The organism is Oleiphilus sp. HI0125 (assembly GCF_001635355.1).
In genome coordinates this window covers 60,762-77,683 of record NZ_LWGF01000791.1, presented here as the reverse complement: position 1 = coordinate 77,683, position 16,922 = coordinate 60,762, and the positions used below count along the sequence as shown (strand labels likewise).

The following is a 16,922-nucleotide window of genomic DNA, read 5'->3' as shown; positions in this document are numbered from 1 at the left end:
TGTGAGCCTAGAAGATTGTGACCTCGCTCGATATAGAAAATAACAACGCTAGCGCTTTGGTCTAGTCGTTATCTCCTTCTGCTGATTGAGGAATCGCTAAAGTTAGTGCTGTGACGAAATCAGTCTTAAGAACATCTGTGACTTTCTTAACATCAGCATGCAGTGCGCAAGCTTCTTCAAGTCTGTTATCTGAAGTAGAGTTAGTGCAGTCAGCCTCATTGATTCCTGTCACGCTAGCAACGAGTGTAGTGCCGAAATTATCGATGTTTGCAATTGCCGCATTAATATCGGTTGTCATGGTGGATGCGATATTGCCTTGGCCTGCATCTTCAAGTAAATCGTCCATGCCGTTATTTAATACCGCGAGAAAACCTTGAAGATTTGCTTTGATGTTTGCCAGCGATTGGTTGGCGTATGTAGATTCAACTGTTTCAGGGCAGCTTGTACTAGCACAGTCAGCGCTGATACCGGCAGGCTCCGCTATTTTCATATCTTTCACTTCTGTATCTAGATAGAACAGTGCGTCTGATATTTCATTCAACGCCTCTGTTGCTGAAGCGTACCGAGAGCTTGTGCTGCCTGCAGTACTTAATTGTTGAAAATAGTTGTCACCTGCACCTTGCCAGTCGTCCAACAAAGCGGTGATTTGAGCTGCAACGTCGTTTGCTACGATTTTGGCATATTCACAACGGGCAAGTGAGCGGTCAGCATCTGTTCTGATATTCCACGCACCGTTTGTCGGACTTGTTGTTGAGCTGTCTGTTGAACACGTGTGGTCAAGATCATTGGAATACAGTAGATATTCAAGCGCATCTAATCCGATACGACGAGGGGTTTGGCTGTTAATATCAAATCCTGCTGTATCGTCATCATAATCAACTAAGGCGCCATCAACAAAGCAACTGCTTTTGGCCGGCCAGCTATAAATTCGCTCTCGAATACTATTGTTCCCGCCGTCGAATGATGGCCCGAAGTTCATGACTTCAGCTTGTTGCCACGCAGTCATCGCAGCTTGCCAAGTGCTCTGAGCTGTCGCTAGGGTGGATGCGACATTGGCGGAACTAATTGCCACTTCATCGCAATATGCATCAATAGCATTTGCTAGGCTTAGTGCTTGGTTGTTGCTGTTCTGTAAAACTGGAATCACGGCATTCGCAATATCGGTTAGTGCTTGTTGTTGGGCAGTCAATTCTGCATCCGGAGTGGGGTTGTTGTTTGTATCTGAGCTTGAGCTACCTCCACCACCACAGGCTGTTAGGAGAAATACGGAGGCGCTGATAATTACAGAAGAACGTTTCCAGTTGAACATAATGTACCTCAATTCTTATGTGTTGGTTTCAATGAGCAAGTGATTAAGGTTTGCTTGCTGGAACTGAAACTAGGTTAGACCTGATAATGTTTGTGTTTTTAAACGCACAAAAGGGTAGGCTCTAAATGAATCCTACCCTTGTTGTAAAGCTATCCGTTGCTCAGCGGCTTGTATAACTGCTTAATGTGCTGGCTAACGGAAATTGCGTAGGTGCTTACCAGCCGTTTTCACCGTTTGCATCACCCATATTCTCATCAGCAAAGTTGTAAGCAGCTTGGAGAATATCGCGTGAAGCAATCAGGCTTGCACGATAGTTATTGATCGTGGTTGTATCGGCAGTAGAAAGTACAGGTGCATCACCTAGGTTGGTGTTGATTGTTTCAATGTCTGTGATACTGATTAGTGCATTCGGGTTAAATTGAAGGCCCATAACAAAACCTTTCAACTCTGACCAATGTTTCGCGTGATTGCGGAAACTGTAATCATTCGTACCGAAATCGTTCATGTCTTGAAGCGTGTCGTTGATATAGTGAACAGCTGTTGCCGCGTACACTTTTTCCCAGTTGTTAACGATGATGTCGCGTTGCGCTTCCAGTTCGACTAGGTCAACATCAGCACCACTTTCAGTAATCAAGCTGCGACCTGTTACGAAGGCATCAAAGATAGCTGTAGTGAAATTAGTTTTAGCATCATCCGAGCTACCAAAATCGCGTTTTGCGGCATTAACTGCTGCTGCGAAGTTGATTTCTGAACGCAGGTCAATTTCACCGTCGCCATTTGTGTCGAAGTAACCTTCACCACGTGGGTTGCCCTCTGCAGAGCTGTGGTTGCGGATCTCAGCGTCGGTGTATAGGTCGTAGTCACGTGCTGCGCCGAAGTAGCCGAATGCTTCGTCCCAAGCATGTTCTAGCCCTGAGTAAGGCTTAGGAACACCGCTTTTCACGGTTTGCTCTGCACTTGCGTTGATACCTTTGCCATTACCAAGATCATCGCTTAAATAGTCACCCGTACCTTGAGAGTACGCTACTGACATGAGCAAGAACTTGTTGGTAAGTTGTTGCAGGTCAACACCTGTAACTGTCAAATAAGGAGGTAGTGCGTCACCCGCATCTACAGGGTTGAGGCGTACGCTTGGATCAACAGCATTTGCTGCAACGATACCGAATAGGTATTGAACAAACTCGTCTGGTGTTGGGTTTGCGTCCAGACCTGTTGCCCAGCCGCGCAGAGTAGTGTGGCGTAGGCTGTTGTCTTCACCAGCAATTTTTTCTTTCAGGTCTTTTCCAGTGGAAATGTCGCCGTAGGTTGGGCCTGGGCTAAGCGTTTCTGCGCCTTTGGTAAAAAGGTAATTGGTGTTATCAATATCACCGCCAGAATTAGCGTCATATAGAGCATTTAATTCATCCAGCACATCGCTAGCTACTGTGGCCGTAGCGAAATCGCCAGCGATTAGACTTTTCAAATCTGAAATTAATACTTGGCGCGCTGTTTGACCAGAATAGGAAATACTACTTTCGCCTGCTTCAAACTGGCTTTCAAAAGAATAGGCAGGTTGAGCGGAAGAACCGCCTCCATCGCTGCTACTGCAGCCAGCAAATGCAACGCTAAGTGCCATTGCTGAAAGGGTAAACGTCTTTTTCATTTTTTATAATCCAAATAAATTGTGATAAATGATAATAATTATTATTTGCGTCAGGAGTTTATTTTTTTTTCGCGAGAGATGTCAAATAATAATGAAAATAATTATGATTTTTATTTAAATTATTATTGGTGAGCGCGTTAAATTGTAGGGTCTTATGGCCTTTTGAGCCCGAAGTTAAGTCTTTCGTATTGATCTGTGCGGTAGAGGGTCCCTCCCATGCGATCCCAGATAGATAATTGAGAACCAAAATTTAGATTATGGTGTTCGGGAGCAGAACTGTGATGAATCTGATGTTGCGCAGGACTAATAAATATTCGCTCTAGTGGGCCAAATGATAGCCAAATGTGAGAATGGCGAAGGTTTGCCCCAAACAGGTTGAATGCAAAGCGTGCGGCGTTGACTCCCATAATTGTAGTGAGATCTATATTCTGGCCTGAGCAATAAAAAAAACATCCTGTCACTACACCGGTCACTAGTACATCACGCGTGTATTGCAGCGCAGACTCTACGGGATGAATACGATAGAGTGTAAGGGGGGTCATTGTCCTTGCGGAGTGGTGCCATTTATGGAATTGCCAAAGCCATGGTATTTGATGCATCAAACGATGGAGCAGATAACGTGACGCATCTAATACTAGTGTAAGGGATAAGCTGTACGAAAGAATTAAAAAAGACTGAGACACTGTTGATGTTTCGGTGCCTGACAACTCTAGTGGTCCAAACACAAGGGTAAGCAGCTTGACTGTATAAAACCCTACTGAAAACGCGCTGATAATAAGCGGAATAAACAAGAGTGCTTTTAAGGTTGCGTTGAGGCAGAGCAGTCCAAAATCGATTGCGCTTGAGCGATTAAGCCAGATTGCTTTGGGGAAGATGAAGCGCAGAAGTCCAGCTAGAAATAGAGATTGTGAAAGGCTATTTCTTGAACGCCAAATGTGACGATGATAAACCCAGGTTGCAAGAATGAGCGCCGATAGAATATAGCCAAAATAAAGACGTTTGTTTGGTTCCAGTAAAAACTGCATGGGAACAAGTACAGCTTCGTAAATTGCCTCTTCATCTATTGGGAATAGCATTGCTGGCCAATTGTGTCCTTTGACTTCTTGAATTAATCGTTGTTAGCAATTAGTAATAATAATAAAATGTATTCTCATTTGCATTTTAATTATCTAGTATTTTCACTTTATGAAATCAACATTTAGTCCAAGTCGACGACGCTTTCTGTTTGCTGGTGGTTTGGGGCTTACTGCAGTTTCTTTAGCATATGTAGGTTTGGGTTCATCAAAGAGGGGGGGAAGTAGTGAACTCTTTTTGACTGCCCACAAACACAAGAATCAACACTTCGTTAGTGCGATGAACTTGGGGGGCAATGAATATTTTCGGACTTCAACACCCTCTGCGTGCCATAGCATAACAACCCACTCAGCAAGCAATACAATGGTTGGGATTTCCAGAGATCCCGAAGCACCGGCACGAGCGTTTAATGCTCAAAATGGTGAATCTATTTCGCATTTCTTCCCTCGAGAGGGGCGACACTTTAATGGCCACGGCTGTATATCTGACGATGGGCGTTATTTCTTTGCGACGCAGAATGCTTTCGAAGAACAGCGTGGCGTTATTGCCGTTTATGACATAGAGAGTGCGCAACAAATGGAAGAATATGACAGCGGTGGACAGGGGCCACACGAGATTCACTTGCTCAGTGATAAGCGGACGCTAGTGATTGCAAATGGAGGTATACAAACGCATCCAGAAAGTGGCCGGAAGTCGCTCAATCTTGCGAAGATGCACCCTAAGTTGAGTTATCTAGACAGTAGCTCTGGGGAGCAACTCGATCACTTTGATTTGCCCGATCGGCGTCTAAGTATTCGGCATGTGGCAGTCGGTAGTGATGACACGGTGGGGTTGGCACTTCAGTACAAAGGTAAGCGAGAATTCCCGCCGGTGGTTGGCTTTCAAAAAGGGCAGCGAGAGATTCAGTTGGTTAAGTCGGATGACGATCAGACCCATTGGAAAATGAATCAATACACTGCAAGCATTTGTATTCATCCTGAAACGGGTGTCACTGCTATAACTTGTCCCCGAGGCAATCTCATCACATTTTGGGATTCTCGAGATCGTAAGTTTATTAGTTCAATAGAAATTTTTGACGCGAGTGGTGTCGCTTTAAGCCGGGATGGCAGGTACTTTTTTGTTACCTCTGGTACTGGTTCTTTGTATCACATTGACGCTCATGCTTTGGCACTCAGCTCAGTCTCAATTCCTGAATGGCCAAACGCCCATTGGGGAAATCACTTCAGCCAAATAACGGTGTAAACATGCTGATTAATCTAAACCTAAGCACGAGGCTGAGTTCATTGCTCTTGCCTTTGTTTGCGATCTCATTGTTGGTAAGTGCGTCGCCGAGTCGTGGGCAAAACACAATTAGCGACTCGAACCTTGTCCGCAAATTTGATGCGAATATACAAGTTGTAAAGGCCGCGAATATTTCTGGAAAAATATCGCAGGAAAAAATCGATGTGCTTGCTGAACAAACTGAAGAGTTGCTCGATGCATATCGTGAATCCTACGAACAGCTAGCGCGCTACCAGAAGAACATCGCCCATCTTGAGGTGATGCAATCGCGCCAAAGCGAACAAAAAGCGTCTTTACGCAAGCAGATGCTAACTTTATCTGAAACTGAAACAGCTTTGGTTCCTTTGTTGTTAAACATGATTGATGCGTTAGAAGCGAGTATTGAAAAGGACTTACCTTTTTTACTCGTAGAACGTCGCGCGAGGATTAAAGCGCTGCGCAAAATGATCAGCGCGCCAGATTTGTCTTTGCCCAACAAATATCGTCAGGTGCTCGATGCCTATGAAATTGAACGAGACTTTGGTTATACGCTCGAGACTTATGCTCAGGAATTATCTTTGGATGGTCGAGAGACACTTGTTCAAATACTTAGGCTTGGCCGAATTGGGCTTTACTACCAGACCTCAGATGGTTTGCGACAAGGTCTATGGGATCGAGAAAAATCAAAATGGCAATCTTTGGACGGCTATTCAGATTCAATTAGTGATGGTATCTCAATGGCGAATGAACAAGTTTCACCAACGCTTTTAAATTTACCTGTTTTGCCTCATAAGCAAGTGATCGAACAGCAAGGGCATGAAGTTAAGGCGACAGAGGGAAGTGCGAAATAATGCGTTTGATTAATTTGAAAATCAACACCCGTCTTCTGAGGAAGTTGGTACAGGATAAGTTGCTCAAGCGCAGCTGTGTGTTTCTCGCCATGCTGGTGTGTATCAGTGCCAACGCTCAAACTGATAATGAAACTAGCTTAGATATCTTGCTGACTCAATTGAACCTAGATAAGACTAATGAAGCGGCTATTCATCGTGAGCGAGAAAAGGCGTTTTTAGCCGAAAAGAATGAACAAGCTACTAAGCTTGCCGATATGCGTAAACAAGAGCAGCAGGCCAGAATTCAATACGATGCGCTGCAGAAAACGGTAATGGCAGAGGCGCAAAATCTTGAGGCATTAAGCGAGCAACTAGAAGAACGTGCTCATCACTTAAAAGATTTGTTTTCTGTGGCAAGGCAGGTTGCCAGTGATACGCAACAAGACATCAATGCGTCTCTTAACTCTACCCAATATCCAGATTTGAGGCAGACTTTACCGTCTTTACTCCAAAGTAAGTCTTTACCTGAAATCAAAGATTTGAAAGCCTTGTGGTTCGTGTTGCTGAAGGATATTCAAGCATCAGGTGAAGTCACGAACTATCCGGCAGATGTGTATCAGCAAAATGGAGAGAAAATTACGACTTCCGTTTTGCGTATGGGGCCATTTACTGCGCGCACAGATACACAGTTCCTTAGCTATGTAGCGAAGCAACAACGTCTGCAAGTTCTTGCATCGGTGGAAGAGGAGAAGGCGCCAGTTGGAACATCTTCGGCTGGTCTGTTCAACGTGATTATTGATCCAACTCGTGGCCAGCTGCTGGCGCAGATCGAGAAGAAAGCTTCGCTAGCAGATCGCGTTCGTCAAGGGGGTTATGTGGGTGGCGTCATTATTTTGCTTGGCCTTACCGGCTTGGCTTTTACCGCATGGCGTTTGTTCTATCTCTCGAAGGAGCATGCAAAGGTTTGGCAGCAACTGTGCAATCCGGAAGCTATTTGCAAAGAAAACCCTCTAGGCCGGGTATTAGCGGTCGGAAATGAGCATCTCTTGGCGACGGAAAATCTTGGTGCGGAACAACTGCATGATAAGTACGAAGGTCTGGAAGTGAAGTTAAATGAAGCGGTGTTGCGCGAAGCGCCATCGCTCGATCGAGGAACAGGCTTTATTAAGTTGCTAGCGACCGTTGCACCTTTGCTGGGTCTATTGGGAACTGTAACAGGAATGATTGCGACTTTTCAGGCCATTACCTTGTTCGGAACGGGAGATCCAAAACTAATGGCGGGCGGGATTTCTCAAGCGTTGGTTACGACGGTTCTTGGACTAATTGTGGCCATTCCCTTGTTGTTTGGTCATAGCTTGGTCGTGAGCCGTGTCAAAGGTTTACTGTTGATCTTGAGTCAAGAAAGTTTGTCGCTGGTTGCTCAGACTTTAGAGGGTACTTCTCTCCAAGTTAGTCGAATCGAAGACGGCAAGTAGTCATCCATGGATTTCACAATGCTCTTTATGCAAGCCTTGCGGTGGTCATTTATACAGCCCATTTCTAGTCTATTCGAACAGGGTGGGCCAGTTCTTTGGCTGATTTCGATTGTGGCAATGATTATGATCGTCTTAGCTGCCGAAAGGCTATGGTTTCTAACCCTATCTTATAAGAGTGAGCGGGACCAAATCACCTCGCGCTGGCAAGCGCGACAAGACAAAGGTAGCTTGATCGCGCATCGCGTTAGGCAGGCGATGCTTGCTAGATTTAAACATCAATTAAGGCTCCATCTCTGGATTTTGCGCGGGCTGGTGATGATATGTCCGCTGTTGGGCTTGCTTGGCACTGTAACGGGGATGATCAGTGTATTTGACGTAATGGCATACAGTGGTACAGGGAATGCTCGCTCTATGGCGGCAGGTATTTCGAAGGCAACGATTCCAACGATGGCAGGAATGACAGTTGCAATTGTTGGTTTGCTATTAATAGCTAGGATTGATCAACTCGCTAGATCAAGGCACGAAGCACTTACGGCGCAATTAAGCGTTAGTTAACAGAGTTAAAACGAGCATGAATATTAAGCTTCCTTATTTGAATTCCAGTGACAATGAAGACGAAAACGCAATCGATATGACCCCCATGTTGGATATCGTATTTATCATGTTAATCTTCTTTATCGTTACGACTTCATTTGTGAAAGAAGCGGGGGTTGAAGTAAATCGACCAGAAGCTGAGTCCACCAAAATCCAGAACAATAATTCAATCATGGTGGCGATTACACAGGATAATCGGATTTGGATAAATCGTCGCCAAGTCGATCCGAGAGCGGTGCGTCGAAATGTTGAGCGCTTATTATTTGAAAGCCCAGAAAGCGGTGTAGTGATTCAAGCAGATGAATTCTCTCAGACCGGGCTGCTTGTTAAAGTGATGGATCAGATTAAGCTGGCTGGCGTCGAGAATATAGCGATCGCTGCCGCCAAAGGCAGCCAATAATATGCTCGCTCGTATTGCTGTGCTTTTGCCGTTAGGCATGGCTGTATGCCTATGCTTGTTCTGGTTGATGGCAAAATTGATTGAACCTTCGATACACCAGCCTACATCTTCCAAAACCTTACTAGTTGTAGATTTTTTGAGGGCTAAAACCAATTCAGATTCAGAACCCTCTGAGGAAGAAAAGCGAGAGTTGGCAGACGAGATTCCTGAGCAGCCGCAAATCGCACCTCCCGCTCTAATGCTTCCTGATATTGCAAATCAAAAGCTATCGATTGAGATGCCATTGTTCGCTGATGAAGTTGCCATCGAGGCGCCTATTTCGTTGGCAGAGCTTTCATTTGAAGGCATTAACAATGAAGCAACGACAAGTCTAGGAAATAGCCGAGAATTGGTTGCAGTGAGAGAAAGCACACTTACTTATCCTCCTAAAGCTCAACGAAGGCGAATAGAAGGATGGGTGGTATTTAATTATATAGTAACTGCAGAAGGCAAGGTGACTGACGTTGAAATCATTGAATCTTCCCCTCCAAGAATTTTTGATCGTGTCGTGTTGAAGGAGGTAGCTCGATGGGAATACCTGCCTCTTTTGGTCAATGGTCAAGCGCAAGCTACGCGTGTTGTTGAGCGTAAGTATGTATTCCAGCTCTAACCGATCCATTTTACGGCATCGCAGTTTATCTCTGGTGCTCACGTTCATTATCTCGACTGGGTTGTCGCATGTAAGTTTTGCGACCGATTTTCAAATGCCTCCAAGTGTTGCTGCGGGCGGAAGTGAAGGTTCTGCTAGTAAAAAATCCCTTGTGTCAAAAGGCACCTACAATTTACTAGTTGATGTGCAAGGTAGTATTGATGAGGGCGATATTGATGGCGCGTTTGAGAAACTTAATCGATTGATCATTCGCGTACAGAAGAACGCCTATGAAACGGCCGTCGTCTTGAAAACGGCGGGTTATATTTATGTCAGTCGCAATGAAAATACTAAGGCAATTGAGCTACTGGAATTAGCTCATAACATGAGCGCTCTGGTTCATGAAAATCAGCAAAAGTTGCGTTATGACTTGTCTCAACTTTATCTTTCTGAAGATCAATTAATGCTGTCTATTCGTTATCTACAATCTTGGTTGGAGCATGCAAAGAAAGATGAATTGAATGCTGCTGTGTTTATTCGTTTAGGTAATGCCTATATGCAGGCTAAAGAGTATCAGGAAGCGGTCAAAAGCTTTGAGCGGGCAGTGGCTCAGAGTGAAACGCCTGTCGAATATCATTTGCAGTTGCTACTAGCGAGCTATGTGATTCAAAAAGATTATGGGAAAGGTATTCAATTACTAAAAAGAATAGTCACGCTTTATCCTGGTAAGAAAAAATACGTATTACAATTAACAGGGCTATACGACGAACTTGAGCAAGAAGACAATGCTTTGGGAGCTCTCGAATATGCTTACAAAAACCAGTTGTTGAATGAGACTCAAGAGTTGAGTGATTTGGCGTATCGCCTTATCACTAGAGGGTATCCGCATAAAGCAGCGGAAGTTCTTGAAGCAGGTTTTAAAGACTTCATACTTTGGTATACGGCCGAGAACTATAGCTTGCTCGCAAAAGCACACCTCGATGCGAAACAAGTAGACAGGGCAATCCCTTATTTAGAGAAAGCGATATTGACCGCAACAACGCCGAACTCAGCTCAAGCGCTAAGCCATGCATATATTGAAATGGAAGACTACGAGAATGCAGCTAGAGCATTGCAAATCGGTTTGAAGAGATCAAGCAAGGATCAGCAGCGTTACCTCAATTTATCTTTGGGGCATGTTTTATTTAAACTAGGTCGAAATGAACAGGCGTTAGCGGTATACAGAAGATTAAAAGATGATGTGTCGCTAGACGAACAGGCCAAAGTATTAGTGAATCGCTGGTATCGCTATCTAAACAGCTTATAGCGTATCAGATCATTTATCTAATTGACGCACAGGCATAGCTGTTGCTGACGTTACGACTTAAATATACCGAGCAAATCAAGCCATAAGAACAGGCTGGCCTGCTTTCACACCTTGGGTAATGGAATATCTCGAAACCAAATTGGCCGAAATGTCTAAAGCTGAATAAATTTATCAGAGCTTTTTTTTCGTTCGTTGAGCACTTCGACTTTTCTATGTTAGCCCGAATATTCAAGTTGTGTTCTATTTACTACTTTCTCGTTACCTGAGCATCGATTTATTTGGTTGCGGTGCGCGAACCAGTTCGGGTAAGCCGCAGCGCACTATCTGAATGAGCATGCGCATAATAAAAAATTGCGTGTGGTGTACAGAATTTGAGAGTGCTGAATCCTTTTATTGGTGGCATTGAACAGCGTCAGATCTGAGATCTTTCGTCGAAGCTCGGCGAAAGCAAGATGTTAAATCTTCAACTGTGAGCCGAAGTTTTTCTTTAGGCAGATACCCAATCTTGCCGCCAGGAAGTGGCAGGCTTAACGTGGTTGGGGTCACCTCCCATACTTATATTTCAAGGTTGGAGGGATGTCAGGTAGCCAAACCCAATAACTTGGGAGGAGCAGAATCTGCTTTTTGATGGGCTGCTTGAACACCTTCGTGAGATGTGCTTGTGGAAAGTTAATGTCGGCTGCAGGGAGCAAGAGGTCTGTCAGCTACGCTGGGATTGGGAATTTGAAATACCAGAGTTGCAAACCTCGGTGTTTATTCTTCCAGGCGACATAACGAAGAATGCGAGCGAGAGGATTGCCATTTTAAACTCGGAGGCAATATCACTACGCACTACTCAGTGCCTGAAATTCAGGAGCTCATGGATGCAGTGGAGAAGATGGCTTTTGAACCAATACATTCGACACCGTCGCTGACGGTAATTCGGATTCGAGGATCCCGCAAAACTCCCGCACGGGAAATAAAAAAGGCCTAGTTCAGTGAACTAGGCCTTTGGAATAATTGGTGGCTACACCGGGATTCGAACCTGGGACCCCATCATTATGAGTGATGTGCTCTAACCAACTGAGCTATGTAGCCATTTGAGTCTTAGGACTTAGTGGTAGCCCTGCTCAAGAAGGCGCGTATTTTCTTGCTTTTACCTTATTATGTCAACAGCTAAAAGTAAGAAAAATACATTATTTTTCTTACTTAAATTTTTGACTAAACGTTGAAGCGGAAGTGCACTACATCGCCATCTTGAACGATGTAATCTTTTCCTTCTAAGCGCCATTTTCCGGCTTCTTTTGCACCGTTTTCACCGTTGAATTCGATGTAGTCGTCATAGGCTACTACTTCAGCTCTAATGAAGCCTTTTTCGAAATCTGTATGTATCACGGCAGCTGCTTTTGGCGCAGTGTCACCGGCTTTCATTGTCCATGCACGCACTTCTTTTTTGCCTGCAGTGAAATAGGTTTGTAAACCTAGTAGTTCGTAGCCTGCGCGAATAACACGATCAAGGCCTGGCTCTTCCATGCCTAAGTCAGCAAGAAATTCATCACGCTCTTCATCTTCTAGCTCTGAAATTTCAGCTTCTAACTTATTGCAGATAGGTACAACGACAGCGTTTTCTTTTTCAGCGATTTCGCGCACGGCATCGAGGTGTGGATTGTTCTCAAAACCGTCTTCATCTACGTTAGCGATGTACATGGTTGGCTTGATCGTTAGAAGACATAGCTCTTTGATGGTTTTAAGTTCGTCCTCATCTAAGCCTAATGCGCGAACTGGCAGACCTTCGTTGAGGTGAGGGAGTAATTTGCTCTCTAAAAGCGCTAGTGCTTTCTTAGCATCTTTGTCGCCACTTTTAGCTGTACGCGTGTAACGCTTTACCGCTTTTTCTACGGTATCTAGGTCGGCAAGCGCAAGCTCTGTGTTAATGACGTCGACGTCAGCTTGGGGGTTAACTTTTGCTGAGACGTGCACAACGTTCTCATCTTCAAAGCAGCGTACTACGTGCGCGATAGCGTCTGTTTCACGAATATTGGCTAAGAATTGGTTACCAAGACCTTCACCTTTAGAGGCCCCTTCAACAAGTCCTGCAATGTCGACGAATTCCATTGTCGTTGCGAGTGTTTTTTCAGGTTCGACAATTGCTGATAGTTTGTCCAGTCTTGGGTCTGGCATGGCGACTACGCCTGCATTGGGCTCGATCGTACAGAAAGGGAAGTTCTCTGCGCCGATACCAGCTTTAGTTAATGCATTGAATAGCGTTGATTTGCCAACGTTTGGAAGTCCTACGATGCCGCAGTTAAAACCCATGGTCTGAATCCTAGTGTGTCTGGTCTTAAAAAATTGGGCGTATTATATAGAGAAGGGCGAGGGTGGTCACCTTGTTGGGTGACAAAGATACGATGTTTAACTTGCTTTGAAGCTATGCAGTGCATTCATTGCTCGAGCGGTATCTCCAGAAATGATCTCTGGCAAATATCGACTCGCTTCGTCGATGACTGCAGTGAGTTCTTCTGTTTCTTTTTTACCAAGTTTTCCGAGTACGTGGCCGGTTACTTTACTTGCGTGGCCTGGATGGCTGATGCCGAGTCTTAGTCGTGAGAATTCTTTATTGCCGCCAAGTTTGGCGATGATGTCTCTAAGTCCGTTTTGGCCGCCGTGTCCGCCGCCTTTTTTAAGTTTCATTGTGCCCATTGGAATATCGAGCTCGTCATGTGCGACAAGAATTTCTTCTGGCTGAATCTTAAAAAATTGAGCAATCGCTTGAACGGCTTGGCCGCTGCGATTCATAAATGTAGTGGGGACTAAGAGGTGGATATCTTTTCCTGAGAAGTTGACTTTACAGTAAAGGCCGTGGAATTTCTTCTCTGGTTTGAGGGTTTGAAGCGCTTGTTGTGCAAGCGCTTCTACAAAGATGGCACCCGCGTTATGGCGGGTATTTGCGTATTCGGCTCCGGGGTTACCTAAACCGACAATCAGCTTGATCTGTTGAGTCATGGCTGAATGTGCATTCCCTAGCTGGTGCCAACGTAATAAGCTCCGGTTGGGGCTTATTCGTCACCTTCGCCTTCAGCTGCAGCGTCTTCTGCTTCGTCAGCAGCAGAGCCTTTCGGCTTGTGTACAGATGCAACAGAAAGGTCGTGATCTTCACCTTGCTGAAGTGCCGCAATCGTTACACCTTTAGGAAGATCGATGTCTGAAAGGTGAACGATTTGGTCCGCTTCAACTTCAGTCATGTCAACTTCGATGAACTCAGGAAGATCTGCTGGAAGACAGATAACTTCAACTTCAGTCATTTGGTGCTGGATCTTGCCGCCGCCAAGTTTAACGCCTACACATGCTTCTTCGTTAGTGAAGTGAAGTGGTACATTAACGTGGATAGCTTGGTTTTTAGTAACGCGCTGGAAGTCAGCGTGCATTACTTCATTCGTTGCTGGGTGGCGTTGAAGATCTTTAAGAATTGCATTCTCTTCTTTACCATCGAAAGCGATAGTAAGGATGTGAGAGTAAAACGCTTCTTCTTCTAGTGCGCGGCGAAGTTTATTCGCAGCGATAGAAAGAGAAACTGGTTTCTTCGACTTTGTGCCGTATAGGATAGCAGGTACTTTGCCTTCTAGACGACGCAGGCGGCGGCTCGCACCTTTCCCCTGGTCTTCGCGAAGTTCTGCTTCGACAGTAAATAAATCACTCATTATTGATTCCTCAATAAGCGTTGAAACAAGTCCGCGACCAGACTCATAACACGCATTTTAAAACGAAAAAAAGCACTTATGTGCTTTTCGATAGTTTGCCTACGCCCCTGAAGGGAGTAGGCAAATTTTTCTAACGCGCTGCTTCGTTTAATCGAAGAGTGCGCTAATTGACTCTTCATTGCTGATGCGTCGAATCGACTCAGCAATGAGGCCAGAAATCGTAAGGGGGCGAATCTTACCACATTTTGCAGCGTTGTCACTTAATGGGATGGTGTCTGTGACAATCAATTCGTCCAATGTGCTGTTTTCGATGTTTTTAATGGCTGGGCCCGACAGAACTGGGTGGGTAATGTAAGCGTAAACTGCTTTTGCGCCATTCTCTTTCAATGCTTCGGCGGCTTTGCATAGCGTGCCCGCTGTATCAACAATGTCGTCGATGAGTAAGCATGTTTTACCTTTTACATCGCCAATAATGTGCATCACTTGAGAAACGTTCGCTTGAGGGCGACGTTTGTCAATAATTGCTAAATCTACATCGCCAACGCGCTTAGCCATTGCGCGTGCGCGAACAACACCGCCAACGTCTGGGCTGACAACGATAAAGTCTTCTTTAAAGCGCGTCATGATATCGTCGACCAGAATAGGTGTTGCGTAAATGTTGTCTACCGGAATATCAAAGAAGCCTTGAATCTGATCAGCGTGCAGATCAACAGTCAATACGCGGTCGATGCCTGCGCCAGTGATCATGTCAGCCACAACTTTTGCTGTAATCGGTACACGCATTGAACGCACACGACGATCTTGTCGTGCATAGCCGAAGTAGGGAACAACCGCTGTAATACGGCCTGCAGATGCGCGACGTAATGCGTCGGTCATGACCACGAGTTCCATAAGGTTGTCGTTGGTTGGGTTGCAGGTTGGTTGGATGATAAAAACGTCTTTACCGCGAACGTTTTCGTTAATCTCAACAGCTACTTCGCCGTCGCTGAATTTAGTGACTTTAGCGTTACCAAGAGGTAGGCGTAAATTGTCGACAACTTTCTGTGCTAAATCACGGTTTGCGTTGCCGGTGAATACCATCATTTTAGACATGTGGGTAGCTTACCTCGTTTCAGAGCTGCTTGTGGCGATCAATGTTTGGCTTATATATGAGTATTGAATAATGGCTGGGGTAGGAGGATTCGAACCTCCGCATGACGGGATCAAAACCCGTTGCCTTACCGCTTGGCGATACCCCAGTAATCTGTACCTAAATAAAGTCTGCAATATAGTTCAATTTTGAACTTTTACTTTGAGTTATCCTTTGCGAACGTCTCAACTTCATTTAGCTTTTGATGAGCAGGAGAGAGTGAAACTCCCTTGGCTATAAAGCCCTTGAATTTGGCGCCAGCCTCCTTCAAAACCTGTCTTGCTTCTGTCTCAGTTGAAAGTCGACAAAAACAACATGCTCCAGTTCCTGTTAGCTTCGTTGGTCCGTATTTACTCAACCAATTAATTGCTTCATTAACAGTAGGGTAGAGCTGCTTAACTAGTGCTTCGCAATCGTTGTTAAGCGCGTTGAGTGCCTGTCCCTCTAAAGCGGGCGCTATTCTCATCTTTGGAGTGTCTCTTGTCAACACTTCATTTGAAAAAATTTTTACCGTACTAATGTGTGCTTCTGGTGCTAGTACAACATACCAACAATCTGGTGTTTTTATAGGCGATAATTGCTCGCCAATGCCTTCTGCCCATGATGTTTTTCCGTTTACGAATACTGGAACATCGGCACCTAATTGAATCCCTAAGTCGCAAAGTTCTTCGTTACTTAAATTGCATTGCCATAGGTAATTTAGAGCAATTAATGTCGTCGCTGCATCAGAGCTGCCACCACCCACACCTCCGCCCATGGGGAGACGTTTGTTTAATGTAATGTCGACCCCTTTATAGTTTGTGGCGAAGGGTTCCAAAATTTTTGCGGCTTGGTAGATCAGATTGTCTTCGACAGGAATGTCGTTGAACTCAGGTTTGATCGTAATAGCTTGGCTTGAGTTCAGTTCAAAATAAAGTTCGTCCCCAAAATCGAGAAGTTGAAAAACTGTTTGAAGTTCATGGTAGCCGTCTGGTCTGCGCCCGTTGATATGTAGAAACAGATTTAACTTGGCGGGGGCTGGAAGGCTTAAAGAATGGACCATTGTGCAACTACCAGTGTAATACGCGTGTCGTTTTGTTCGATTTTGATTCGGCCAGGTAAGGGAAGGTTCGATACATCGTGGTAGCGATCTAGGTGTATTGTCCAGCCATCTTGTTCAAGTGTAGATAGTAGGCCTTGTTCGTTGAGCGTTTCTTGGGATTTAGATTGCGGTGCTGGAATGCCGCGCAGCCAATAGCGAATTCTTTGTATAGGTAAGGGGCTGCCTAGTAACTCTTTGATTGTGTAGTTAGGGTAGTCTGATCTAACTGGTTCTTGGTCGGGTTCGTTAGCCTCAATCCAGGCGGCGGTGCCTTTCAGTTCGATGGCGCCTAATCCAAAGAATGTAGAACTTAATTCGATTTGGTATTTGTCAGCGTCTTGAAGCCAGTTGTTGATGGCGACGCTGAAAGCTTCCTCGCTATTGCGAAAGCCTAGTTTGCCATTAAATTGAAAGGTCTCAATTTGATAAAGCTTAGCGCGGAGTTCTTTTGAGCCGTCGTTTTCGAAGCTTTTATAGCTACTAGAACAGCTCATCAGTAATAAGCTGAACACTATCG

Annotated in this window: 16 protein-coding genes and 2 tRNA genes; 7 read left to right on the top strand and 11 right to left on the bottom strand. The window is 44.9% G+C overall.

Translation table 11 applies throughout. The features are described 5' to 3' along the window. Window positions 1-61: 61 nt before the first annotated feature. The 3 genes from A3762_RS12685 to A3762_RS12675 form a co-directional block, all read right to left on the bottom strand. Entirely contained in the window at window positions 62-1,309 is a 1,248-nt protein-coding gene (locus tag A3762_RS12685; RefSeq protein ID WP_068755872.1) for an imelysin family protein, read from the bottom strand. A 214-nt stretch (window positions 1,310-1,523) separates the two neighbouring features. After that, entirely contained in the window at window positions 1,524-2,951 is a 1,428-nt protein-coding gene (locus tag A3762_RS12680; RefSeq protein ID WP_082869115.1) for a DUF4856 domain-containing protein, read from the bottom strand. Between the two features lie 152 nt (window positions 2,952-3,103). Then, complete coding sequence (locus A3762_RS12675) at window positions 3,104-4,027, bottom strand: sterol desaturase family protein (protein WP_068476935.1); 924 nt, start codon at window positions 4,025-4,027, stop codon at window positions 3,104-3,106. Between the two features lie 109 nt (window positions 4,028-4,136). Here A3762_RS12675 and A3762_RS12670 point away from each other — a divergent pair, with 109 nt between their 5' ends. From A3762_RS12670 to A3762_RS12640, 7 genes are all read left to right on the top strand, one after another. Further along, window positions 4,137-5,267 carry a DUF1513 domain-containing protein gene (locus tag A3762_RS12670; protein ID WP_082869114.1) on the top strand — a complete coding sequence of 377 codons (1,131 nt, stop codon included), beginning with the start codon at window positions 4,137-4,139 and terminating at the stop codon, window positions 5,265-5,267. A 2-nt stretch (window positions 5,268-5,269) separates the two neighbouring features. After that, window positions 5,270-6,136, top strand: a complete 867-nt coding sequence (locus A3762_RS12665) for a DUF3450 domain-containing protein (protein ID WP_068475562.1) — start codon at window positions 5,270-5,272, stop codon at window positions 6,134-6,136. Beyond that, window positions 6,136-7,590 carry a MotA/TolQ/ExbB proton channel family protein gene (locus tag A3762_RS12660; RefSeq protein ID WP_082869112.1) on the top strand — a complete coding sequence of 485 codons (1,455 nt, stop codon included), beginning with the start codon at window positions 6,136-6,138 and terminating at the stop codon, window positions 7,588-7,590. Before A3762_RS12665 ends, A3762_RS12660 begins: the two co-directional genes overlap by 1 nt. Before the next feature lie 6 nt (window positions 7,591-7,596). Then, window positions 7,597-8,145 (top strand): MotA/TolQ/ExbB proton channel family protein, encoded by a 549-nt coding sequence (locus tag A3762_RS12655; RefSeq protein WP_197469238.1) that lies wholly within the window; start codon window positions 7,597-7,599, stop codon window positions 8,143-8,145. A 22-nt stretch (window positions 8,146-8,167) separates the two neighbouring features. After that, window positions 8,168-8,584, top strand: coding sequence for an ExbD/TolR family protein (locus tag A3762_RS12650; RefSeq protein WP_369819766.1), 417 nt, complete (start codon window positions 8,168-8,170; stop codon window positions 8,582-8,584). Window position 8,585: 1 nt separating this feature from the next. Further along, window positions 8,586-9,233, top strand: coding sequence for an energy transducer TonB (locus tag A3762_RS12645; RefSeq protein WP_068755868.1), 648 nt, complete (start codon window positions 8,586-8,588; stop codon window positions 9,231-9,233). A 94-nt stretch (window positions 9,234-9,327) separates the two neighbouring features. After that, window positions 9,328-10,518, top strand: a complete 1,191-nt coding sequence (locus tag A3762_RS12640; RefSeq protein WP_197469237.1) for a lipopolysaccharide assembly protein LapB — start codon at window positions 9,328-9,330, stop codon at window positions 10,516-10,518. A gap of 1,000 nt (window positions 10,519-11,518) precedes the next feature. On the opposite strand, the gene A3762_RS12635 is transcribed toward A3762_RS12640, so the two are convergent. The 8 genes from A3762_RS12635 to lolB form a co-directional block, all read right to left on the bottom strand. Then, a tRNA-Met gene (locus A3762_RS12635) sits at window positions 11,519-11,595 on the bottom strand. Window positions 11,596-11,718: 123 nt separating this feature from the next. After that, window positions 11,719-12,813: a redox-regulated ATPase YchF gene (gene ychF / locus A3762_RS12630; RefSeq protein ID WP_068481088.1), complete on the bottom strand. Its 1,095-nt coding sequence runs from the start codon at window positions 12,811-12,813 to the stop codon at window positions 11,719-11,721. 96 nt (window positions 12,814-12,909) lie between these two features. Beyond that, window positions 12,910-13,500: an aminoacyl-tRNA hydrolase gene (gene pth, locus A3762_RS12625; protein WP_068755863.1), complete on the bottom strand. Its 591-nt coding sequence runs from the start codon at window positions 13,498-13,500 to the stop codon at window positions 12,910-12,912. A 53-nt stretch (window positions 13,501-13,553) separates the two neighbouring features. Continuing rightward, entirely contained in the window at window positions 13,554-14,195 is a 642-nt protein-coding gene (locus A3762_RS12620) for a 50S ribosomal protein L25/general stress protein Ctc (protein ID WP_068755861.1), read from the bottom strand. A 147-nt stretch (window positions 14,196-14,342) separates the two neighbouring features. Beyond that, a complete protein-coding gene (locus A3762_RS12615) occupies window positions 14,343-15,287 on the bottom strand; it encodes a ribose-phosphate pyrophosphokinase (RefSeq protein WP_068755859.1) in 945 nt (314 codons plus the stop codon). 71 nt (window positions 15,288-15,358) lie between these two features. After that, a tRNA-Gln gene (locus A3762_RS12610) sits at window positions 15,359-15,433 on the bottom strand. Between the two features lie 48 nt (window positions 15,434-15,481). Then, window positions 15,482-16,366 carry a 4-(cytidine 5'-diphospho)-2-C-methyl-D-erythritol kinase gene (gene ispE / locus A3762_RS12605; RefSeq protein WP_068755857.1) on the bottom strand — a complete coding sequence of 295 codons (885 nt, stop codon included), beginning with the start codon at window positions 16,364-16,366 and terminating at the stop codon, window positions 15,482-15,484. After that, window positions 16,351-16,899 (bottom strand): lipoprotein insertase outer membrane protein LolB, encoded by a 549-nt coding sequence (gene lolB / locus A3762_RS12600; protein WP_197469236.1) that lies wholly within the window; start codon window positions 16,897-16,899, stop codon window positions 16,351-16,353. The genes ispE and lolB overlap by 16 nt, the downstream gene beginning before the upstream one ends. Between the last annotated feature and the right edge of the window lie 23 nt (window positions 16,900-16,922).